This is a genomic window from Streptomyces pratensis (assembly GCF_037137275.1).
Lineage (GTDB): Bacteria > Actinomycetota > Actinomycetes > Streptomycetales > Streptomycetaceae > Streptomyces > Streptomyces pratensis_B.
On record NZ_JBBBEN010000089.1, the window covers coordinates 228807 to 250761 of the forward strand.

The following is a 21955-nucleotide window of genomic DNA, read 5'->3' on the forward strand; positions in this document are numbered from 1 at the left end:
CGCGACCGCACCCACAAGGGAAACCCCGTGATCTCCGCGAAGGAACTCAAGAACTCCCACGTCGTGCGACGTGACCTCCTGGCCTCACTCGTCGTCTTCCTCGTCGCCCTGCCGCTGTGCATCGGCATCGCCGTCGCCTCCGGCGTGCCGGCCGAACTGGGCCTGGTCACCGGCATCGTCGGCGGCATCGTCGTCGGTCTGCTGCCCGGCAGCAGACTCCAGGTCAGCGGGCCCGCCGCCGGACTGACCGTCCTCGTCTACGAGGCGGTCAAACAGTTCGGCCTCGGTACGCTCGGCCCGATCGTGCTGGCCGCCGGGCTGCTTCAGGTGGTGCTGGGCGCGGCGCGCTTCGGCCGCTGGTTCCGGGCCATCTCCGTCTCCGTGGTGCAGGGGATGCTGGCCGGGATCGGCCTGGTCATCGTGCTCGGCCAGGTGTACGCCCTGGCCGACACCGAGCAGCCGGGCAGCGGCCTGTCCAATCTGGCGGGGCTGCCGCGACTCGCCGCTCGGATCGTTTCGGACGGGGAGGCGATGACCGCCTTCGGCCTCGGCGCCGGGACGATCGCCGTGCTGCTGCTGTGGCCGAAGCTCCCGGCCGCCGTACGGCTCGTCCCCGCGCCCCTCGCCGCGGTCGGCCTGGCCACCGCCGTCGCCGCCCTGGCCGGCCTGCGCCCCGCGGTGGTCGACGTGAACGGGCTGCTGCACGCCATCGACCCGCCCGGCGGGGCGGAGTTCGGCCGGCTGGCCGACGTGGCGGTCATCGGCACCGTCCTGGCGTTCGCCCTGATCGCCTCGGCCGAGAGCCTGTTCAGCGCGGCGGCCGTCGACCGGATGCACGACGGGCCGCGCACCGACTACGACAAGGAACTGGTGGCGCAGGGCGTCGGCAACACCCTGTGCGGGGCGCTCGGAGCGCTGCCGATGACCGCGGTCATCGTCCGCAGCGCCGCCAACGTCCAGGCCGGGGCGACGACCTCGCTGTCCCGGGTCGCCCACGGCGTGTGGCTGCTGCTGTTCGCCGCGCTGCTGCCGGCGGCCATCGGAGTCATCCCGCTGGCCGCGCTCGCCGGCATCCTCGTACACGCCGGGTGCAAGCTGGTACCCGCGAAGGAGTTCGGTCCGCTGTGGCGCGAACACCGGGGGGAAGCGGTACTGCTGGCGGTCACGGCCCTGGCCATCGTGGTGACCAACCTCTTCGAGGGGGTCGTGCTCGGGCTGCTGCTGGCGGTGATCAAGTCGGCCTGGGAGACCTCACACGTCCAGCTCACCACCCGTGAACTCACCGGGGGGCGGGTGGTCGTGGCACTCTCGGGGAACGCGACCTTCCTCCGGCTGCCGCGCATCCTGGAACAGTTGGAGCGCCTTCCGCAGGACCAGCCCATGGAGCTGGACCTGACCGGACTGCGCCATCTCGACCACGCCTGCCGAGTGGCTCTGGAGAACTGGGCACGTCGGCACAACGACGCGGAGATCGACCCGGTGACGATCCGCCGCTGACGACGACGCGGCGGCCGGTTCTCGGTCAGGGTCAGCGGTCCGGGGCGCCGGAGGACGCGGCACACGTGTCCGGCGCGGGCCGGTGCGAAGGGCCCGGCGCCGCGCACGGCTCCGGGGCGCCCCCGTCCGTGGGGACGCCCCGGAGCCGTGGACGTCAGGCGGCCTGGGCCAGGAGTTCCGCGCGACCGAAGAGCAGTGCGTAGCCGGGCGGAAGGTGGCTGACGACGCGGGTGACGAGGTCCTTGCCCACCAGCTCGGCGATCTCGCTCAACACGACCCCGGCGTCCCATCGGGCGGTCGCCGGGGTGCCCCCGGTGCGCTCGGCGAGATCCCGCACGAAGGCGGACCCGTTGAGCTGGTGGACGTCGGGCGCTTCAGCGGTGAGCAGGAGGGCGGCCTCCCTGGGCAGGGCGGCGGCGAGGGCGACGCGCTCCTCGCCGGTGACCTGCCGGCCGAGAGCGCTCAGCACGGCGCGGAGACTGTCCTCGGCCCGCTCGCGGGTGGGGTAGGCGCCCTCGTACCGGATCTTCTCCAGCAGGCGGTGGACCGTCATGTCCGCCGGCGTGCCGGCGCTCCGAGGCTCGTGGGTCATCGTTGCGGCAGCCCTTCTCGTCGTACTGCTCGTGATCGGTGCGCCGCCCGCTCCCGTGGGCCGTCCATGCGGCGTCGTGGGAAGCGGGCGGCTGCGGACAGATGTACAGGTGGTTCTCATGCCCCGAAGAGGGCGTCGTATCCCGTCGGCAGTTGCAGCAGGAGGCGGCGGGTGAGCGCCTCGCCCGCCGCGTCGGCCACGACGCTGAGGACGGCTCCGACGTCCCACAGGGCGGTCTGTTCCGTGGCGCCCTCGATCCAGGCCGCTGTGGCGCGCACGAACCGTTCCGGGGACAGGGGCTCGGCGGCCTGTAGCGGATTGAGCAGGATCAGGGCCATGGTCTCCGGCAGGCGGGCGGCCAGTTCGGCTCGCTCCCCGCCCACCACGTGGGCGCCGAGGAGGGCCAGGACGACGCGCGCGGCGCGCTCGGCCTCCGTACGGGTGCCGTACTCTCCGCGTTCCCGGACCTGGTCCAGGAACGCCTCCCATCGCAGGGTCACCGCAGCTGCCCCCTCGGGTGGTCGAGGGCGGGGGCCGGGGGGAAGGGGGGGAGATCCGTCCCGGCCCCTGCCACTGGTGTGGGCGGGCTCGGTCAGCCCTTGATCTCCTTGCGCCGGGACTCCCCGCCGACGGCGATCTTGCGGGGCTTGGCGCGCTCGGCGATCGGGATGCGCAGGGTCAGCACGCCCGCGTCGTAGTCGGCGTCGATGCGGTCGGTGTCCAGAGCGTCCGCGAGGACGATCTGCCGGGAGAAGGCGCCCAGCGGGCGCTCACTGAGCTCCATCTGCACGTCGTCGGCGCTCACCGCCGGCCGGCGCTCGGCCTTGACGGTCAGCATGTTCCGCTCGACGTCGACGTCGATCGCGTCCGGCGAGACACCGGGGAGATCGAAGGCCACCACGTACACGTCGCCCTCGCGGTACGCGTCCATCGGCATCGCCGAGGGCCGCGACCAGGTGCCGGGACGCAGAAGCTGCTCGGTGATCCGGTCGAGTTCACGGAAGGGGTCGGTACGCATCAGCATGACGGAAACACCTCCAGTCGCTCGGGCGGTGAGCCCACGCTTTTCACCTGACACCGTTGTAACATGTCATCCATTCGATGACAAACAACTTTGTCGCCGGAAGGATGACACCAGCCATCGCGTACGCCAGGGAGTCCCCGTGCCCACACCGGTCCAGCCAGACCCGGCCCCCCGTTCCGCTCCGGACGCCGTCTCCTTTCCGGCCGCCTCCGCGGCCCTGGAAGCCATCCACGAGACGGTCCACGACGCGTACGCCGACGGGCAGGGCGCCCCTCCCGAGACCCGCGCCGACACTGAACGGGCCCGGGCCATCGCCTCGCTCCACCTGCTGCGCGACGTGCGGGAGCGGCTCGCGGGCTGGGAGACCGGTCTGATCGAGACGGCCCGCTCCGCGGGGGCCAGCTGGGCGGAGCTCGCCGACCCACTGGGCGTGGCCAGCCGCCAGGCCGCCGAGCGCCGCTATCTGCGCCTGCGCCCCGGCTCCGTCGGGAGCACCGGGGAGCAGCGGGTCCGGGCCACCCGGGACCGCCGGGCGGCGGACCGCTCGATCACCGCATGGGCCAGGGAGAACGCGGCGGACCTGCGGTCGCTCGCCGGGCAGATCGCCGCGCTGCCCGACCTCCCCGCCTCCGCGGGCCCCCCGTTGGACCGGCTCCGCCAGGCGCTCGGCGCCGAGGACGCGGCCGCTCTCGTCCTTCCGCTCATCGCGCTGCGCCCGCATCTCGCCCCGGAACACCGGGCGCTGGCCGATCGCGTCGACTCGCTCACCCGCCACACGAGGCGGCTGCGCGAGGACACGGCTGTCCGGCGACGGGGCGAATGACACGGACGACGACCGCCGACGGGTGACCGCCGGCGCGACGCGGGGCCCGGCCGCCACCGACCGGGCCCCGGGGCCCCGCTCCCTCGTCTTCTACGGCTTGCGGGCGACGAGCCCCCACTGGTCGACCGGCACGGCGTCATCGCCCTCCGGCCGCCACCGGTCGATCGACACGAACCCCGGCTCCAGGAGCTCCAGCCCCTCGGCGCATCCGGTGATCTCCTCCGGCTCCCGCACGAAGTACGGCGGGTTGTCCCCCGACGCGTACGCCTCCTGAGCGGCCAGCGTCTGCGGCGTCTTCACCGTGTCGCAGAGCACCAGGTAGCTTCCCGACGGCATCCGGGCCAGGTACCGCTGGACGACCTCGACGCCCTCGGCCGGGGCCAGGTGCCCCAGGGTCGACAGCAGGAGTACGGCGACGGGCCGGGAGAGGTCCAGCGTCTTCGCCGCCTCTTCCACCACCGCGTCGGTCTCGGACAGATCGGCGTCCACGTAGGCCGTACGGCCCTCCGGCGCGCTGGTCAGCAGCGCCTCTGCGTGGGCGAGGACGATGGGGTCGTTGTCGACGTAGACGATCCGCGACTCGGGCGCGATGCTCTGGGCCACCTCATGGGTGCTGTTCGCCACCGGCAGCCCGGTCCCGACGTCCAGGAACTGGCGCACGCCCACCGAGGCGAGATGGCGGATCGCGCGGATCTGGAACGCCCGCGAAGCGCGCGCGATGTCGATCATCTGCGGGTAGGCCGCACTGACCACGTCGGCCAGCTCCCGGTCCACCGGGTAGTTGTCCTTGCCGCCCAGCCACGCGTTCCACACACGCGCCGAGTGGGGAACGTCCGACCTGATCCTGCGGCGGAACTCTTCGTCGTCGACGTTCATGTCTCTCCTCTACTCACTGTCCGTACAAGGTGGTTGACCGTCTTCCCGGGTGGTCCGAGCCCTGACGGCGACCGTACCCCGGCTTCCCGTCGCACGCAGCGGCGGCCTCACCTCCTACGACACCCGGACAGGCCCCCGGTGCGCCGCAAAGCGGCTGCCGGCTCCACCCGCACTCTCCCATCACCGTCCGTGTTCCTCCGGCAACGCGTCGCGTGTGCACGGAGCCGCCTCAGGCGCCGCAGCACCACGAGGCGCGCTCTGGAGCACGAATGAAGGCCCTCCCTCGATATCGAGTAATGAACCGCTGCCCGGTAGAGTCATGAAAGCCATGCGCATGCCAATCAGCGAACACGGTCGCCCGTCCTCGCTCCAAGGCCCTGCGGTGCGGACGGCCCCCTTTCCAGGAGGTCCCATGCCACCCCCCACCGCCGGCCGCCCCCGGCGCAGGCTCTCCCTCGCGGTCCTCTCCGCGTTCCTGGGCGCGGTCGTCCTGGGTTCGCCCTCTCCCGCCTCCGCGGCCCGCCCGGACGGCGACGCCGGAACGGAGGGGAGCTACCTCGTCGGGCGCGGCATCGCCGATGTCACCGGAGAGGCCGCCGAGACCGGGATGATGGGCTACTCGAGCTTCGACCAGAAGACGTCCGGCATCCACCAGCGGCAGAGGTCACGCGCGTTCGTCGTCGTCGACCGGGCGAGTGGCAAGCGCGTGGTGTACGTCAACGCCGACCTCGCGATGATCTTCCAGTCCGTCCAGCAGGGGGTCATCGCGCAACTGAAGGAGCGCTACGGGGACCTGTACGACGAGGAGAACGTCCTGCTGTCGGCGACCCACACCCACTCGGGGCCCGGCGGATACTCCCACCACGTCGCCTACAACCTCTCCGTCCTCGGCTTCCAGAAGGAGACCTACCGGTCCGTCGTCGACGGCATAGCGGACTCCGTGGCACAGGCCCACGAGGACCTGAGGCCCGGCACGATGAGCCTGGGCACGGGGGCCCTCACCAACGCCAGCGTCAACCGCTCCCGGGAGGCGTTCGACCGCAACCCGGCGGCCGACCGGGCCGCCTTCCCCGACGCGATCGACCCGGCGATGACCGTGCTGCGCTTCCGGCAGGGCGGCAAGGACGTGGGGGCGATCAGCTGGTTCGCCACCCACAACACCTCGATCACCAACAAGAACACGCTGATCAGCCCTGACAACAAGGGCTACGCCGCCTACGCCTGGGAGCACGACCACGAAGGCGTGCGCTATCTCGACGACGCCCCGGGGTTCGTCTCGGCGTTCCCCAACACCAACGCCGGCGACATGTCCCCCAACCTCCATCTGGAGCCGGGGTCAGGCCCCACAGAGGACGAGTTCGAGAACGCCCGCATCATCGGGGAGCGCCAGCTCGACAAGGCCCGCGAGATCCACCGCGGCGCACGGCCCGTCACCGGCGACGTCGACTCCCGACTCGCCTACGTCGACATGGAGAACGTCCGCGTGCGCGGGGAGTACACCCCGGACGGGAAGGAGCAGCGCACCTGCCCCGCCGTCGTCGGCGCTTCCACCCTGGCCGGCAGTGTCGAGGACGGCCCGGCGATCCCCGGTTTCGAGGAGGGGATGCGCACCCCGGTCGCCGGCATCCTCGACGCCCTGCGCCTCGACACCCCGTCCTGGCTCGCGACCTGCCAGTACCCGAAGGCGAGCCTGCTCCCGACGGGTCTGCTGAGCGACGTCCACCCGGTCACGCCGAAGATCCTGCCCCTTCAGCTCATGAAGATCGGCGAGCTGTACCTGGTGGCCGCGCCGGGTGAGTTCACCATCGTCTCCGGCCTCCGGGTCCGGCGCACGGTGGCCGAACAGCTCGGCGTCCCGCTCGACCGCGTCCTGCTCCAGGGGTACGCCAACGCCTACAGCCAGTACGTGACGACGCCGGAGGAGTACGACGTCCAGAACTACGAGGGCGGCTCCACCCTGTACGGCCGCTACACGCTCCCCGCATACCAGCAGGAGTACGCGCGCCTGGCGGCGTCGCTGCGCGAGGGCACCGCGCTCGACCGGGGGACCGCGCCGCCGGACGAGTCGGCCCGGCAGTTCACTCTGCAGACGGGGGTCGTGTACGACAGCCCGCCGGCGGGCAAGACGTTCGGTTCGGTCCTCACCGCGCCGGCCGCCTCCTATGCACGCGGCGCGACGGTGACCGCCGAGTTCGTCACCGGGCATCCGAAGAACGACGTCCGCCGGGGCGGCACGTTCCTGGAGGTGCAGCGCCTGGAGAACGGCGTGTGGACGCGGGTGCTGGACGACGGCGACTGGCAAACCGCCTACCGGTGGACGCGCACCAACGGACTGACCGGCGCGTCGAAGGCCACGATCACCTGGGACACCGGCGCCGACACCGTGCCGGGTTCCTACCGGATCGTGCACCACGGCGACGCGAAGAGCCTGCTCGGGAAGATCACGCCGTTCACCGGGGCCTCCGCGCCGTTCACCGTGGAGTAGGGGGTCAGGGCTCGCGCGAGGTGGGCTGGAACCAGGCGGGGCCGTCGGTGAGCGCTTCCTTGATCCGGAAGAGGGCGAACTCGCCGAGCGGCGGAAGCCCGTCCAGCGGGAACCAGCCCACCTCCAGCGACTCGTCGTCGTTGACGCGGGCGTCGCCGCCGGTGGCCCGGCAGCGGAAGGTGACGTCGAGGTACTGGCAGCGGTCGCCGTTGGGGTACCGCACCGGTTTCAGGGCCTGGGTGAGGACCACCCGCTCGGCCACGCAGTGCACCCCCGTCTCCTCCAGCACCTCGCGCTCCGCGGTCGCGGCGGGCTCTTCGCCCGGCTCGGAGATGCCGCCGATGATCGACCAGTCACCCGTGTCCGCGCGCCGTCCCAGCAGGACGCGGCCCTCGTCGTCGAGGACGACCGCGCTCACGCCGGGCAGCAGAAGCAGCTGGTGCCCGGCGGTGGCGCGGATCTCACGGATGAAGTCGGGGGTGCCCATGGCTTCGAGCCTACGTGGCCGGTCCAGGCGCTACGCGGCGGCCCGGCGCGCCCGGATCGCCAAGGCCGCGGCCCAGCCGAGGCCTCCCAGGGCCAGCAGAACGATGACGCCCTCGGGCAGGGCGCCCATCCGGGTGGCGGGGGTGAGGGAGGAGCGCAGCGGGACTTCCGCGACCAGGGCGTCGGGCGTGAACATGCCGCTCCGCTCGACGATCGTGCCGTCCGGCCGGATCACCGCGCTGACCCCGCTGGTGACGGGCACGACGACGGCCCGCCCGTGCTCGACGGCGCGCACCTGCGACATGGCCAGCTGCTGATAGGTCATCTCACTGCGGCCGAAGGTGGCGTTGTTGCTGGGCACGGCGATCATCTGGCCGCCGTGGGTGACGGTGTCGCGGACGGCGTCGTCGAAGGCGGCCTCGTAACAGGTCACGAGCCCCACCTTCGTCCCCGCGAGGTCGAAGACGCCGACCTCGGCGCCGGGGACGAACTCCCGCTGCACCCGGTCGACGTCCTCGCTGAAGAACCGGGCGACGGTCCGCATCGGCATGTACTCGCCGAACGGCTGGATGTGCCGCTTGTCGTAGGTGTCGACGGGCCCTTGGTCGGGGTCCCACTCGATCAAGGTGTTGCGCAGGCTGTCCGGGCCCTTCTCGACCACCGAGCCGATGACCGTGGGCACACCGATCGCCCTGACCGCGTCGTCGATGACCCGGTGAGCGTCAGCGTTGAGATACGGGTCGAGGTCGGAGGAGTTCTCCGGCCACAGGACGAAGTCGGGCTGCCGGACCGTGCCCGCTCTCACCTCTTCGGCCAGTTGCGAGGTGCGCCTGGCGTGGTTGTCGAGGACGGCGCGGCGCTGGGAGTTGAAGTCCAGACCCAGGCGCGGCACATTGCCCTGGATCGCGGCGACGGTGGCCGTCCCGTTCTCCGCCGAGTCGTCGACCAGAGGCAGCGCCGCCAGCGCCGCGGCGACCGGCACCAGGAAGCTCGCGGCAGCTCCCGCGACGGCCGCCCTCGGGACCTTTCCGGTGGCCCGGTACGCGGAGAACCGCCGTACGGCCTCGTAGAGCCCGAAGCAGCACAGGACGACGGCGAACGACAGCAACGGGGTGCCGCCGAGCGCGGCCAGCGGCAGGAAGGCGCTCTCCGCCTGGCCGAACGCGATCTTGCCCCAGGGGAACCCGCCGAACGGAATCCGGGCCCGGACCGCCTCGTCCAGGGTCCAGACGGCCGCCGCCCACACGGGCCAGTACGCGAGCCGGGTCACCGCGGCGATCCCGAGGCAGCCCACCGCGATGAACAGGGCCTCCGCGACGGCGAGGGCGAGCCATGGCACCGGGCCGACGTCCTCGCCCGTCCAGTGCAGCAGCGGCAGCATGAAGCCGAGGCCGGACAGCAGGCCGAGGCCGAAGGCCGATCGCGCCCGGCGCCCGTGCAGCACCCATCCGAGCAGGGCGAATCCGGGCAGCACGAGCCACCACAGCGGCCGGGGCGGGAAGCTCGCGTAGAGCAGGACGCCCGACAGGACGGCAGCGGCCGGGCGCAGGAGCCGCCGCAGCGGCTCGGGGCGCGGCCCGGCGGACGGCGGATTGTCGGCGGAGATGATGGTGGCGCTCACCCGGCGGAGTCTACGGTGGGCGAAGGCGCGGGCCCTCGTCAGGACGGAGTCGCAGGGGCCGGGCCCTGGCCGAAAAGGAGCGCCCGGCTGGCCACCGGGGCGCCGGGCGGGCGCGGCCCCGGGCGCTCAGGCGCCGGAGGGCCCGCCGGTCGACGCCAGGTGGAGGCGTTCCCGGATGAGACGTACGGCCGTCTCCGCGTCGTCGACCGTGACCGTGAAGGTCCGGCCGTCGCCCAGGCGCAGGATCATGCCCTCGCCCTTGCGCACCACGACCGCGGTGCCCTGCTCCGGACGCCACCGGTAGCCCCAGCCGCCCCACTGGCGCGGGTTGATCCGGGGCACGAAGTCCGCGCCGGTCACGTGCCGGAGCAGAATCCGGCGACGCGGCAGCCCGGCGTGCCCGCACCGCACCTCCAGGCTGTCCCCGTCGACCCTGACGGCCACATGGACGAAGGCGATCGTCCCGAAGAGGATCAGCAGCCCGGCGGCGAGGCAGCCGACCACGGACATCAGCAGCGGAGCGAAGCCGGCGGTCCAGGGGGAGCCGACGGCGAGCTGGATGCCGAGCGCCACACAGCCCGCGCCGGCGAGGGCCGGCAGCCACTGGGCCCGGTTGGTGGCGCGACCGGTCCACACCACGGGCGGCGCCTGGCTCGACCCGTGCGTCGTGGGCTCGGGGTGGTCCCTCATAGGCAGCAGCGTAACCGGACCGTGTGCTTCCGGCTCGGGCTGCGACGAGCCCGTCGCCACGGGCGGCGGGGTCAGCGGGCGGGGGCGGCGGCCGTCAGGTTCCGGCCCTCCGCGTAGGCCAGGGCCGCTTCTGGCAGGAGAGCGGGCCGACCGTTGAGCAGGACGGTGAGGGCCCCGACCGGTTCGGCCGAAGGGGCGGGTTCCGCGCCGATCCGGCGCAGCGCCTGGGCTGCGACCGCACCGGCGGAGCCGTGCAGGGCGAGCGGCGGCCGGCCGGACCGCCGCACGGCGTCGCGGATGCGACCGGCGACCAGCTCGTAGTGGGTGCAGCCGAGCACGACGGCCCCGACTCCGGGCGGGGTGAGGGCCGCGGCCGCCGCGACGGCCCGGTCGATCCCGGCCTCGTCGGCGTGCTCCACGGCGTCGGCGAGGCCGGGGCACGGGACCTCGGTGACATCGGCCGTGCCGGCGAACCGGGCGATCAGTCCGCGCTGGTAGGGGCTGCCGGTGGTGGCCGGGGTGGCCCAGATGGCCACGGAGCCGCCGCCCGCCGCCGCGGGCTTGATGGCGGGGACGGTGCCGATGACCGGCAGTGCGGGCTCCAGCTCCGCGCGGAGCGCCGGCAGTGCGTGCACGGAGGCGGTGTTGCACGCGACGATCAACGCGTCGGGCCGCTGAGCGGCAGCCGCGCGGGCCACCGCCAGCGCGCGGGCGGTGACGTCCTGGGGGTCGCGCGGGCCCCAGGGCATCGAACCGGGGTCGGACGAGATCACCAGTTCGGCGTCGGGCCGCAGGCGGCGCACTGCGGCCGCTGCCGCCAGCAGGCCGATTCCGGAGTCCATGAGCGCGATCTTCACCCGGTCACCATAGTCGACAGCCCTTGCGCTGTGGCCTCGGTGGTGCAGACTGCGGCGGATGAGCGCCGTTGCCTGGATCGCCGTGGGTTCCCTGATCGTGTGGGTGTGGTTGCTGCTGGGGCACGGGTTCTACTGGCGGACCGACCAGCGGCTCCCCCGGTGCCATGACCCGGCGCGCTGGCCGTCGGTGGCGGTGATCGTGCCGGCGCGCGACGAGGCGGAGATGCTGCCGGTGAGCCTGCCGTCGCTGCTGGTCCAGGACTACCCGGGCGATGCCTGGATCGTCCTCGTCGACGACTGCAGCAGCGACGGCACCGGGCAGCTGGCCCGCGAGCTGGCCGCGCGCCGGGGCGGGCTCCCGCTGACCGTCGTGACGCCGGGCGAGCCGGAGGCCGGATGGACGGGAAAGCTCTGGGCCGTACGGCACGGGATCGCGGTGGCACGGCAGGACGGACCGGACTTCCTGCTGCTGACCGACGCGGACATCGCGCACGAGCCGGACAGCCTGCGCGAACTGGTGGCGGCGGCCGGCCCCGGGGGGCCGGAGGGGTTCGATCTCGTCTCGCAGATGGCCCGGCTGCGGGTGGCGAGCGTGTGGGAGCGGCTGGTGGTGCCCGCGTTCGTCTACTTCTTCGGCCAGCTCTACCCCTTCCGCAGGGTGAACCGGGCCCGGTCCCGGACGGCGGCCGCGGCGGGCGGCTGCGTCCTGCTGCGTACCGAGGCCGCCGAGCGGGCGCGGGTTCCGGAGTCGATTCGGCAGGCGGTGATCGACGACGTGTCGCTGGCGCGGGAGGTGCGGCGCAGCGGGGGCCGGATCTGGCTGGGGCTCGCGGAGCGGGTGGACAGCGTTCGGCCCTCTCCGCGGCTGAGGGATCTGTGGCGGATGGTCGCGCGCAGTGCGTACGCGCAGCTGCGGCACAGTCCGCTGCTGCTCGCCGGCACGGTCCCTGGGCTGCTGCTCGTCTACGCGGCGCCGCCCGCGACCCTGGCGGCGGGGGTGCTGACGGGCGAGGGGACGGCTGCCTGGGCGGGCGGCGCGGCCTGGGCGCTGATGACGGCGACGTACCTGCCGATGCTGGCGTACTACCGCCAGTCGCTGTGGCTGGGGCCGCTGCTGCCGCTGACGGCGATGCTCTACCTGCTGATGACGGTGGACTCGGCGGTGCAGCACTACCGCGGTCGGGGCGCTGCCTGGAAGGGGCGTACCTATCCCCGCCCGGACGCCGCTCCCGACCGCTGACGCCGCTCGGCCGGGAGCGCCTGGCCCTTGGCGGGAGCGCCGGGTCCTGCCGGGGCGGCTCACTTCCTGCCGGGCGTCCAGTTCATGCCCCAGCCGTAGGCGGCGTCGATGGTGCGCTGCGGGCTCACCCCGCGTTCCGGGACGAGGTAGCGGGCCTCGCGCCGCACGGTGAGGTCCCCGCCGTCGTCGGTGATCAGCGCCAGGGCGCAGACGGTGGAGGGAACGGTGCACTCGTCGAGGGAGAAGTCGATCGCCGCGCCGTTCTGCGGCTGGAGGGTCACGGTGGCATGGAGATCGGCGAAACTCCGGGCGCCTTCGTAGATGGTGACGAAGATCAGGACACGGCGCAGGAACTCCTTGCGGTCGAGGTTGACCGTCATGTTCTCCCCGCTGGAGACGGCTCCGGTCCGGTCGTCACCGTCCAGATGGATGAAGGGCGGCCGGCTCAACGAACCGAACGCGTCCCCGAGAGCCTGGACGACTCCCTTGCGTCCGTCGGCGAGTTCGTACAGCGCACAGAGGTCGAGGTCGAGATCGGCGTGCAGGGCGACGGCCCGGCCCAGCTTCGCTCCCCAGCCCCTGGACCGCTTGCGGGTCTCCCAGTTCAGGTTGACGCGCAGGGCGCCGGAGGTACCGCCCTGCTTGGCGAGGGAGACCGACGGCGCTTCCTTCGTCAGCGTGACCTTGGTCAGCCGTACGGGTTGCGTGACCGGCGGGGGGACAGGCGCGGGCGGGGAGGCCGGGGCGGGGGCGGGGGGAGCCGCAGGAGCGGACTGGGGCGTGGGGGCCGCGGGGGCGGTCGCCGCGGGCCCGGGGGCCGCGGCGGGGGGCTGCGCGGTCTGCCGGGGTTCGTCGACGGTGATGCCGAAGTCCCTCGCCAGCCCTTCGAGCCCGGTGCTGTAACCCTGCCCCACCGCCCGGAACTTCCAGGCGCCCTGGCGCAGATACAGCTCACCGAGGATGAAGGCGGTCTCGACCGTGGCGTCCGTGCTGTCGAAACGCGCCAGCTCGGCCCCGCCCGCCGCGTCCACGACCCGGACGTACAGTCCGTCGACCCGGCCGAAACTGCCGCCGTCCGCGGAGGCGGCCACGACGATGCGGTCGATCGCGGGCTCGACCTCGGGGAAGTCGACGAGGAGGGTGTCGGTGGTCCGGTCGGCAGCCGTCCGCTTGCCCTCGTGCCGGACCGCGCCGGAACCGTGGGCCGGCTGGTTGTAGAAGACGAAGTCCGCGTCGCTGCGGACCCTCCCCGCCGCCAGCAGCAGGGCGGAGGCGTCGACGTCGGGGGCGCCCGGCGCGGCGCGCCATCCCAGTTCCACGCGTACGGTGTCCGACGGCACCGGAACGTTGGCTCCCTTTTGCATGGTCATGCTCGCCCCCATCACGAGTCCGGCTGCCCGCAGGCATCTCCCGACAACCTAATCCCCGGCCGGGTGGAGTGGCCCCCCGTGGCCGCCGGCTCGGACGCCCCCGTGCGCCGCCGACGCGGAGACGGCCGGGGCGGCACTCCTCGCCCCGCGGGGACGCGCGGTCGTCGGCTCCGTGCGGCCCGCTCCCACTCGTCCCGTCCCGGCGCCCGGGGAGTCGCACGCCGAGGCCGAGGCGCTCCCCGGGCCACCGGCAGCACGCCGCCGTCCTCTTCACGAGTGGCGGCCCAGCGGCGGGCCGCCCACCCCGGCCGCCGGGCCGGCGTCCGCCGACGGCCCCGCCCCGGCAGGGGCATGCGGACCGGAAGGGCCGGGCGGCCCCTGGAAGCCGTCGGCAGCAGAAGGGGCTCTCACCGGCCGACGCCCCTCGGACTGCGAGCCGGGCCGCCCTCACCCGAGATCGGCCGAGAGGCGGTGAGGGAACCGGATGGACCGGATTTCACTCGCCTCCGGATAGCGCCACTTTGATCTGACGTGACGACAACTCCTCGCACCCTTAAGTCATTCACCACCATAAGGCGTTCTGATCACCACTCGCTCCGGCTGTCCGCAGCTCGTGTCTCACGCGACGACGGTGTTTCCCGCGAAAGCGCCACGCTCACCACGGGCGCCGCCGCCATCCCCCGCCGACCACGGCATCGCGGGCAGGCGGGGATGGCGGGTGCGCTCCGACGCCACTCCCCCACTCGGCCCGGCCCGTCACGGCCGGACGGCCGCACCCCGCCCGCCGTAACGGCCCCGGGGCCGGAGGAGCCCCGCGACCGCCGCTTCCTGGGCAGCGCCATCGGGCACGCACTCGGCGTCGTCCGCGGCACGGCGGAGGCCGGCCTGCGGGGAGAATCTGGCCTTTGCCGCCGCCCCGGCACGCGATGTGACGCGCACGTCGCCCTTTGCGGCCTCTCCACCACTTCCCGTCAGCCATGATCCTGAGGGAAAAATCCCCTGCCGTTAACAGAACCTTTATCGATGCTTTGGCGGGGCGGACGCAGAGAACCGGCGCAAATCGGATACGTCAGGGATCGGGGCTCCCCAACCGGCACATCGTGGGCTTAACTTAGGTGGCATGACGTCCCCCCGCTCCACCTTCGGCGGCGGCTACTACGCCGCGTCGTTCCCCGAAACTCCGATCTACGACTCCCTGGTCGCGGAGCGGGGAACCCCCCAGATCGCCCCCATCCGTGTGCCGGCCGCCTACGACGCGGGCAGCAGCTACCTTCCGGCCCTGTCGTCCGCGCTGCCCGCCCTGCCCGCGGCCCCCTCGCAGCCCACGGGCTCCTACGGCTATCCGCAGCAGCAGCCGGCGCCGCACTACCAGCAGGCCCCGGCGCAGCACGCGCCGATGCAGCCGGCCCACCTGCAGCAAGCCCCGGCTCCGTACATCCCGCAGCAGCAGTCCGCGGCGCGCGGCTATCCGCAGCAGCCCCAGCCGCATCGTCCGGCCCCCGGCACCGGGTACGAGTCGATGCGCCCGGCCTCGCCGCGCCCCGCCCCGGCCCCGTCGCCGTACGAGGACCCGTACAACCGGCCGTACCAGAGCCGGGGGTACTGAGCCTTCGACGTCATGCGGCGGGCGTGTCGCGGGGGACGCGCCGGGCGCCGGCCTCATGGATGCGCGGCGGACCTTCCGGGACCGCGCGCACGGTGGCGGAGACGGCTGGCAGGATGGGCGCATGAGCTATTCCGTGCTCCGGTCCGTCCATGTCTACCCCGTCAAGTCACTGGCCGCCCGCGCCGCCGACGCGGTCGCCGTCGAGCCCTGGGGACTCCACGGCGACCGCCGCTGGATGCTGGTCGACAAAGCGGCGAGGGCCCTCACACAACGTCAACAGCCCCTGCTGGCGCGGATCACGGCCGAGCCGCTGCCGGGCGGCGCGCTGGCCCTGTCCGCGCCGGGCCATCAGCCCCTGCGGGTCGAGGCGCCGGAGCCGGAGCGCCTGCTCACGGTCGAGCTGCACCGGGACACCCTGGTCGTGGCGGAGGCGGCAGAAGCGGCGCACGACTGGTTCAGCGAGGTCCTCGACGCGGAGGTCCGGCTCGTCCATCTCGACGAGCCGTCGTACCGCAGGCCCGTCGACCCGGCGTTCTCGCGGGCCGGGGACACCGTCTCCCTCGCCGACGGCTACCCGCTGCTGCTGACCAGCGTGGCCTCACTGCACGCCCTCAACACCCTCGTCGCCGCGGGCGACCGGCCGCAGGAGGGCCCGCTGCCGATGGATCGCTTCCGGCCCAATGTCGTGGTCGAGGGGACCGAGGCGTGGGCCGAGGACGGATGGCGGCGGATCTCCGTCGGCCAGGTCGCCTTCCGGGTCGCCAAGCCCTGCAGCCGCTGTGTGATCACGACGACGGACCAGCGGACCGCAGAGCGTGGCAAGGAGCCGCTGCTGACGCTCGCCCGCCACCGCCGCTTCGGCAAGCAGCTGGTCTTCGGCCAGAACCTGATCCCCGAGGGGACGGGAGTGATCCGGGTCGGCGACCCCGTCCGGATTCTCGACTGAGACACCGGGACCGACGCCGGGGACGGGGAGCACGGACGTGTGGGGACTGCGGGGGCTGCTGCGCGGGAGGCGCAACCCGCTGCGCCGGGCCACCGACCGCCGCGAGGCACGGGTGACGCTCTGCGCGCTGCTGCTCCTCGTGCTGGGCGCGCCCGCGGCCGGCTGGGCGGGCGGATCGCTCGCCGACGCCTCGCTCCGGCGGACGGCGCGCGCCCAGCACGAGGAGCGTCACGCGGTCGACGCGACCGTGGTGGGCCGGGCGCCGGGCCGGGCCCTGCTCTCCGGTGATTCCGAAGTCGCCTCGGAACGGGCCGGGCACACCTGGGTCGTGGCCTCCTGGCGCGCCCCGGACGGCAGTCGGCGCACGGAGAGGGTGTCCACCGCGTCGAGGGCCGCCGGGCCCGGTTCCTCTGTGCGGATCTGGACGGACGGAGCGGGCTCTTCGGTGCCGCCGCCGATGGACGAGCGCACGGCCCGGACGCACGCGGTGCTGGGCGGCATCGGTGCGTTCCTGCTCGCCGCCGCAGGCGTCGAGACGGGCAGGCGCCTGGTCGTCGGGCGGATGGTGCGCGGGCGGTACGCCCGGCTGGACCGGGAGTGGGCGGCGGCGGGCCCGGCCTGGGGCAGGACCGGCACGGGCGGGTGACCGCGGGCCGCCCGCCACCACGGGCGGGCGTCACCACGTCGGGCGTCGGCAGTACCGCTCCGGTCCGCTCCGGGGCCGACGCGTCAACTGCCGTCCCTCCCGCGCGCTACGGTGGTCCGACCCGCCCGCCCACTCCGCAGGCGGAAGGACCCGAGGCATCGCACAGCACGAGGTGGGGGCACAGCAACGCATGGCACAGGGCACGGTCCAGGTGATGCACACCGGCACATCGCGATGGCGCCGCCGCACGGGCGAGTACGCCACCCTCTCCGCGGCCCTGGAGGCGGCAGCCGACGGCGACGTCCTCACCGTCGCGCCCGGGACCTACCGGGAGAACCTCGTCGTCCACCGCGCGGTGACGCTGCGCGGCCCCGAGGGGGCGGTCGGCTCGGTGCGGATCGCGCCGGTCGACGGCGTACCGCTGACCGTGCGCGCCTCCGCGGTCGTCCAGGACCTCCACATCGAGGGCCAGGACTCCGCGGCCCCCGCCCTGCTGGTCGAGGACGGCACGGCGGAGCTGTCGGACCTGCGGATCGTGACGAGGTCCGCCGCCGGGATCGAGGTGCGGGGGCCTGCCCGCCCGACCGTGCGGCGCTGCACCGTCGACAATCCGGCCGGGGTCGGCATCGCCGTGTTGGACGGGGCGGGCGGGTCCTTCGAGGAGTGCGAGATCCTCTCGGCGGGCCAGTCCGGGTTCTCGGTCCGCGACGGCGGGCATCCGCGTCTGGACCGCTGCCGGGTCCACCACGCCGCGGGCGCGGGCATCGGCGTCACCGGCGAGGGCAGCGGACTCGAGGCGTTCGGGTGCGAGGTGTACGAGATCAAGGGCAGCGGCATCCAGATCACGGCCCGCGCCACCGCGCATCTCACCGACTGCAGCGTGCACCGCACGTCCGCGGACGGCGTCACGCTGGACACCGACGCGGTGCTGACGCTCGCCGACTGCGACATCCACGACGTCCCGGAGAACGCCGTGGACCTGCGGTCGCGTTCGGTGCTCACGCTGACCCGCTCCACGGTGCGCCGCTTCGGCCGCAACGGGCTCTCGGTCTGGGACCCGGGGACCCGGGTCGACGCCAACCAGTGCGAGATCCACGACAGTACGGGCGACTACCCGGCGGTCTGGATCAGCGACGGCGCGACGGTGATACTGGACTCCTGCCGGGTGCACGACGTGCCCGACGCCCTGTTCGTCCTCGACCGGGGTTCGCGCGCCGACGTCGTGGACAGCGACCTCTCGCAGATCCGCAACACCGCCGTGTCGGTGAGCGACGGGGCCACCGCCCAACTGGACGACTGCCGCATCCGGGAGGCGTCCACCGGCGCGTGGTTCCGCGACCACGGCAGTGGCGGCACGTTGAACAACTGCACCATCGACGCGGCGCAGACCGGGGTGATCGTCACCAAGGGGGCCGATCCGACCATCGAGCGCTGCACGGTCACCTCACCCGCCGAGGCGGGGTTCTACGTCTCGGCGGAGGGCCGGGGCACCTTCGACAGCTGCCGGGTGACGGGCAGCGAGGGCTACGGCTTCCACATCATGGAGGGCTGCCGCACCACGCTCACCCGCTGCCGCACCGAGCGGTGTGCCCGGGGGGGTTACGAGTTCCCCGAGACCGCCGCCTCCGGGGACGGCGGCGCTTCCGGCCCGGTGGTCGAGGACTGCGCGAGCGACGAGAGCGCCCTGCGCACGGCGACGGCCCCGCCGCCCGCCGTGCTGACGGCCACCCAGTCGACGCCGGGTCTGCTCGGGACGTTGCCGGGGCAGCGTGCGGAGGCGCCCGTCGCGGAGCCGGCCGCCCCGCCCGAGCCGGCCAGGGACTCCTCTGCGGTCCTCGGCGAGCTGGACGCGCTCGTGGGCCTGGACAGCGTCAAGCGGGAGGTGCGGGCGCTGACCGACATGATCGAGGTGGGCCGCCGCCGTCAGGAGGCCGGGCTGAAGGCCGCGTCGGTCCGCCGCCACCTCGTCTTCACCGGCTCCCCCGGCACGGGCAAGACCACGGTGGCCCGGCTGTACGGGGAGATCCTGGCCTCGCTCGGGGTGCTGGAGCGTGGCCATCTCGTCGAGGTGTCCCGGGTCGACCTGGTCGGCGAGCACATCGGCTCGACCGCGATCCGGACCCAGGAGGCGTTCGACCGGGCTCGCGGCGGGGTGCTGTTCGTCGACGAGGCCTACGCCCTGTCTCCCGAGGACTCCGGCCGGGACTTCGGGCGGGAGGCCATCGACACGCTGGTGAAGCTGATGGAGGACCACCGGGACGCGGTGGTCGTGATCGTCGCCGGCTACACCCACGAGATGGAGCGGTTCCTCACCGTCAACCCGGGGGTGGCCTCGCGCTTCTCCCGGACCATCACCTTCAGCGACTACCGTCCGGAGGAGCTGCTGAGGATCGTGGAGCAGCAGGCCGATGAGCATGAGTACAGCCTGGCCGCCGGGACGGGGGAGGCACTGCTGAAGTACTTCACGGAGCTCCCCAAGGGGCCCGCGTTCGGCAACGGCCGCACCGCTCGTCAGACCTTCGAGTCGATGGTCGAGCGGCATGCCGGCCGGGTCGCCCAGCTCGCCGAGACGAGCACGGACGACCTGACCCTGCTCTACCCGGAGGATCTCCCCGAGCTGCCCCTCTGAGCCCGCCTCGGTTGCTGCCGCCCCGGCTGCCCGGCCGGCTCCTCTACGGCTGCCCGGCCGGTCGGCCCCCCGTCTGCCGGGGCAGAAGCGGGCCCAGTTCGTCCAGGAGGGCCGCCCTCTCCTGGGCGAAGACCGGGTCGGCCTGGTAGTCGGAGTGGCCCAGGATCGGTTCGGGCAGCGGAAGCTCCGCGGTGCGTCCGTAGACCAGGGGGTCCTTCAGCGGGCCCCGGTCGACGCCCGGGTCGGGGTCCTCGCAGATACGGACGGGGCCGCCGATCGGATCGCTGGCCCGCCACAGGTTGCGCCAGCAGTGCACCGAACGGTGCAGCCCGAGCAGGGGCACGGGCCCGAAGTAGGCCGGGAACCAGCGCCCGTAGAGCCGCTCCAGCGGTGATCCGTAGGTGAGCAGCGCGACCCGGCGACGCGTCACGTCGGGCAGCTGCCAGACGGCGGAGGCGGCGAGGACGCTGCCCTGCGAGTGGCCCGAGATCACGAGCCGGCCCTGCGGCGTGGTCGTCGTCCAGGCGACCATCCGGGAGGCGAGGTCGGGCACGGCACGCTCGGCGTAGCAGGGAGGTGCGAAGGGATGGGCGGCGCGCGGCCAGAAGGTGCCGACATCCCAGAGGATGCCGATGGTGCGGCGGGCCGAGGCGTCCTTGTAGGCGCGCCGGCCGCCGGCGACGAAGAGGACGAAGCCGAAGCCGACCAGCCACGAGCCGGTCGACTGCGCGGCCTCTGCGATGGATTCGAGGAGCGGTCCGCTCCCGTCCGTGGCCCGGCCGGGCACCGTGCCGCTCTGCCAGGACCCGGCGACGGCGGCCGCCCCCAGCAGCAGGGTGGCCGCGGAGACGACGCCGACGATCTCGGGTGCGGAGTCGGTGAGGGCGGCGGTGGCGCGAATCCGGGCGATGCGGCGGGTCCGCCCTTCGTCGGACGTCTCGGGGGCGTACTCCGCTTCGATGAGCGGGGCCAGCCGGCGGGCGGTGCGCGCGGTACGGGCCAGAAGCACCAGGACGGGTATGAGCAGGAGCAGCAGGAGCACCGGGATGGCGGAGGCCTGCCAGCTGAGCAGCACGGGCGGGCCCTCCAGGTCCGCGCGGTACGCTCCCGGCGTGCCGGGCCCGTCCAGCCAGTCGGCGACGCGCTGGGCCACCCCGCCGGTCATCACGCCGCCGAGGGCGCAGGCGAGCATCGCGACGGCGGGGCCGCCGAGTCCGTACAGGATGGTGCGGGGCTCGGGGGTGCGGCGGTAGAGGGCGCGGGCGACCAGGGCGAGGGCGACGACGAGGACTCCCTGGCCGAGGGCGAGGAGCCGGAAGGCGGTCTCCCCGGGCAGGCTGCCCGAGGACTGCCAGGCCGGGCGGGACCATGAAGCGTGCACCGCGGCGAGGGCGAGCAGGAGGAGCGCGGAGCCGGGCAGGTAGGTGATCAGGGCGCGGTCGAGCACGGTGTCGCGGACCCGTTCGCTCCGGCCCCGGCGGCAGACGGTCCAGACCGCCACCAGGGCGCACAGGACGATGGCGCCCTCGACGGCCATGCCGAAGGTCTGCGGCACCGGACTGCCGACGGTCCGGTCGTGGCGGGCCGCGGCGCCGGTGACGGCCGCCGCGACGGTCAGGAACCCGGCTGCCGTGTGAGCGGCGCGCAGGCGGGCCACAAGCCTGCGCCCGTACCAGAAACCGGCGCTGCTGAGCGCGGGGCGGTCCGGGGAAGGCACCGGCAGCCCGCCCGGGTCCGGGCCGCGGCCGGAACGCTCACCGCCCCCGGCGTCGCTCTCACCGCCTGCTCCCTCCGCTCCGCCGGGCTCGTGCCCCTCGACGTCCGCGCCGGTCAGGGGGCGTTGGGACTCGTACGCGCTCCAGGTGCGGTGGGAGAGGTACCACAGGAGCCCCACCAGCGCCGCGGGCACGACGGCCGCGAGCGCCAGCCGGCGTCCCGGCTGGGCCCACCAGCCGTCCTGGTGGGCCGACAGGAAGCCGAGCCAGGAGCGGCTCTTCGAGCAGCTCTCCGTGCCGGCGCACTGCCAGGCCACCAGGTCCAGGGCGACTTCGCAGGCCGCGGCGGTGAGCAGCACGGTCAGGCTGAGCGCGACGAGCCGCACCAGCACGCCGTACAGCCGGACGGCGCGGGCGCCGTCGGGGGCGGTGGGGCGCATCCAGTGGGCGAGGTTGACCACCATGAACGGCAGGAGGAGCAGCCACAGGGCGCGGGAGCCGTCGCCGGAGGTGAGGCCGGACCAGCAGTAGGCCTCGGCGACGGGCCCGCGCCGGTGGCGCTCGGGGTCCTTCTCGCCCTGGACGTCCTCGGTGCGGCGGTACACGGCGGCGGTCGCGTCCCCGGTGATCCGGACGGTACGGGGGTCGCCCAGCACCTCCTGCGGGGTGGCGCCGCCGACTCCGTGGACGAGCAGTTCCAGGGCCGTTCCGGTGCTCTGCGGGGGCGGGGGCGGGCACGGGCGCGCAGGCGGGGCGGCAGGAGCCAAGGGGGACTCTCCTTCGGGGGCGTCGGCCTCACGGCCGGTGAAGTCGTGGCAGGAGCGGGCAGAGCGGGACCGGGCGGCCATGGCC

General features: G+C 73.7%; 18 protein-coding genes. 8 read left to right on the plus strand and 10 right to left on the minus strand.

Annotated elements, in window-relative coordinates; all coding sequences use genetic code 11:
* The first annotated feature begins 27 nt into the window (after positions 1-27).
* Entirely contained in the window at positions 28-1497 is a 1470-nt protein-coding gene (locus V9U70_RS15730) for a SulP family inorganic anion transporter (protein WP_336675843.1), read from the plus strand.
* A gap of 154 nt (positions 1498-1651) precedes the next feature.
* On the opposite strand, the gene V9U70_RS15735 is transcribed toward V9U70_RS15730, so the two are convergent.
* The 3 genes from V9U70_RS15735 to V9U70_RS15745 all read right to left on the minus strand — a co-directional run bounded on the left by V9U70_RS15735 (position 1652) and on the right by V9U70_RS15745 (position 3113).
* Entirely contained in the window at positions 1652-2089 is a 438-nt protein-coding gene (locus tag V9U70_RS15735) for a DUF2267 domain-containing protein (protein ID WP_336675764.1), read from the minus strand.
* A gap of 116 nt (positions 2090-2205) precedes the next feature.
* Entirely contained in the window at positions 2206-2589 is a 384-nt protein-coding gene (locus tag V9U70_RS15740) for a DUF2267 domain-containing protein (RefSeq protein ID WP_336675766.1), read from the minus strand.
* Positions 2590-2681: 92 nt separating this feature from the next.
* Positions 2682-3113 carry an Hsp20/alpha crystallin family protein gene (locus V9U70_RS15745; RefSeq protein WP_336675767.1) on the minus strand — a complete coding sequence of 144 codons (432 nt, stop codon included), beginning with the start codon at positions 3111-3113 and terminating at the stop codon, positions 2682-2684.
* A 139-nt stretch (positions 3114-3252) separates the two neighbouring features.
* On the opposite strand from V9U70_RS15745, the gene V9U70_RS15750 reads away from it, so the two are divergent.
* Positions 3253-3936 carry an HSP18 transcriptional regulator gene (locus tag V9U70_RS15750; RefSeq protein WP_336675769.1) on the plus strand — a complete coding sequence of 228 codons (684 nt, stop codon included), beginning with the start codon at positions 3253-3255 and terminating at the stop codon, positions 3934-3936.
* Positions 3937-4026: 90 nt separating this feature from the next.
* On the opposite strand, the gene V9U70_RS15755 is transcribed toward V9U70_RS15750, so the two are convergent.
* Entirely contained in the window at positions 4027-4812 is a 786-nt protein-coding gene (locus tag V9U70_RS15755) for an SAM-dependent methyltransferase (RefSeq protein ID WP_336675771.1), read from the minus strand.
* 412 nt (positions 4813-5224) lie between these two features.
* On the opposite strand from V9U70_RS15755, the gene V9U70_RS15760 reads away from it, so the two are divergent.
* A complete protein-coding gene (locus V9U70_RS15760) occupies positions 5225-7297 on the plus strand; it encodes a neutral/alkaline ceramidase (protein WP_336675772.1) in 2073 nt (690 codons plus the stop codon).
* A 4-nt stretch (positions 7298-7301) separates the two neighbouring features.
* On the opposite strand, the gene V9U70_RS15765 is transcribed toward V9U70_RS15760, so the two are convergent.
* The 4 genes from V9U70_RS15765 to V9U70_RS15780 all read right to left on the minus strand — a co-directional run bounded on the left by V9U70_RS15765 (position 7302) and on the right by V9U70_RS15780 (position 10951).
* Positions 7302-7784, minus strand: a complete 483-nt coding sequence (locus V9U70_RS15765) for an NUDIX hydrolase (RefSeq protein WP_336675773.1) — start codon at positions 7782-7784, stop codon at positions 7302-7304.
* A 30-nt stretch (positions 7785-7814) separates the two neighbouring features.
* Positions 7815-9404 carry an apolipoprotein N-acyltransferase gene (lnt, locus tag V9U70_RS15770; protein ID WP_336675774.1) on the minus strand — a complete coding sequence of 530 codons (1590 nt, stop codon included), beginning with the start codon at positions 9402-9404 and terminating at the stop codon, positions 7815-7817.
* Positions 9405-9530: 126 nt separating this feature from the next.
* Positions 9531-10094, minus strand: coding sequence for a hypothetical protein (locus V9U70_RS15775; protein WP_336675775.1), 564 nt, complete (start codon positions 10092-10094; stop codon positions 9531-9533).
* A gap of 71 nt (positions 10095-10165) precedes the next feature.
* Positions 10166-10951, minus strand: a complete 786-nt coding sequence (locus tag V9U70_RS15780; protein WP_336675776.1) for a glutamate racemase — start codon at positions 10949-10951, stop codon at positions 10166-10168.
* 58 nt (positions 10952-11009) lie between these two features.
* Here V9U70_RS15780 and V9U70_RS15785 point away from each other — a divergent pair, with 58 nt between their 5' ends.
* On the plus strand, positions 11010-12191 hold the full coding sequence (locus V9U70_RS15785) for a glycosyltransferase (protein WP_336675777.1): 1182 nt from the start codon (positions 11010-11012) through the stop codon (positions 12189-12191).
* A gap of 59 nt (positions 12192-12250) precedes the next feature.
* On the opposite strand, the gene V9U70_RS15790 is transcribed toward V9U70_RS15785, so the two are convergent.
* On the minus strand, positions 12251-13573 hold the full coding sequence (locus V9U70_RS15790) for a TerD family protein (RefSeq protein ID WP_336675778.1): 1323 nt from the start codon (positions 13571-13573) through the stop codon (positions 12251-12253).
* Positions 13574-14681: 1108 nt separating this feature from the next.
* Here V9U70_RS15790 and V9U70_RS15795 point away from each other — a divergent pair.
* From V9U70_RS15795 to V9U70_RS15810, 4 genes are all read left to right on the plus strand, one after another.
* Positions 14682-15167: a DUF6643 family protein gene (locus tag V9U70_RS15795; protein WP_336675779.1), complete on the plus strand. Its 486-nt coding sequence runs from the start codon at positions 14682-14684 to the stop codon at positions 15165-15167.
* Between the two features lie 121 nt (positions 15168-15288).
* On the plus strand, positions 15289-16113 hold the full coding sequence (locus V9U70_RS15800; protein ID WP_336675781.1) for an MOSC domain-containing protein: 825 nt from the start codon (positions 15289-15291) through the stop codon (positions 16111-16113).
* Positions 16114-16150: 37 nt separating this feature from the next.
* On the plus strand, positions 16151-16759 hold the full coding sequence (locus tag V9U70_RS15805) for an Rv1733c family protein (RefSeq protein WP_336675783.1): 609 nt from the start codon (positions 16151-16153) through the stop codon (positions 16757-16759).
* Positions 16760-16949: 190 nt separating this feature from the next.
* Positions 16950-19388, plus strand: coding sequence for a right-handed parallel beta-helix repeat-containing protein (locus tag V9U70_RS15810; RefSeq protein WP_336675785.1), 2439 nt, complete (start codon positions 16950-16952; stop codon positions 19386-19388).
* Between the two features lie 43 nt (positions 19389-19431).
* Here the strand turns inward: V9U70_RS15810 and V9U70_RS15815 are convergent, their stop codons facing one another.
* On the minus strand, positions 19432-21870 hold the full coding sequence (locus V9U70_RS15815) for a hypothetical protein (RefSeq protein ID WP_336675786.1): 2439 nt from the start codon (positions 21868-21870) through the stop codon (positions 19432-19434).
* Positions 21871-21955 lie beyond the last annotated feature (85 nt).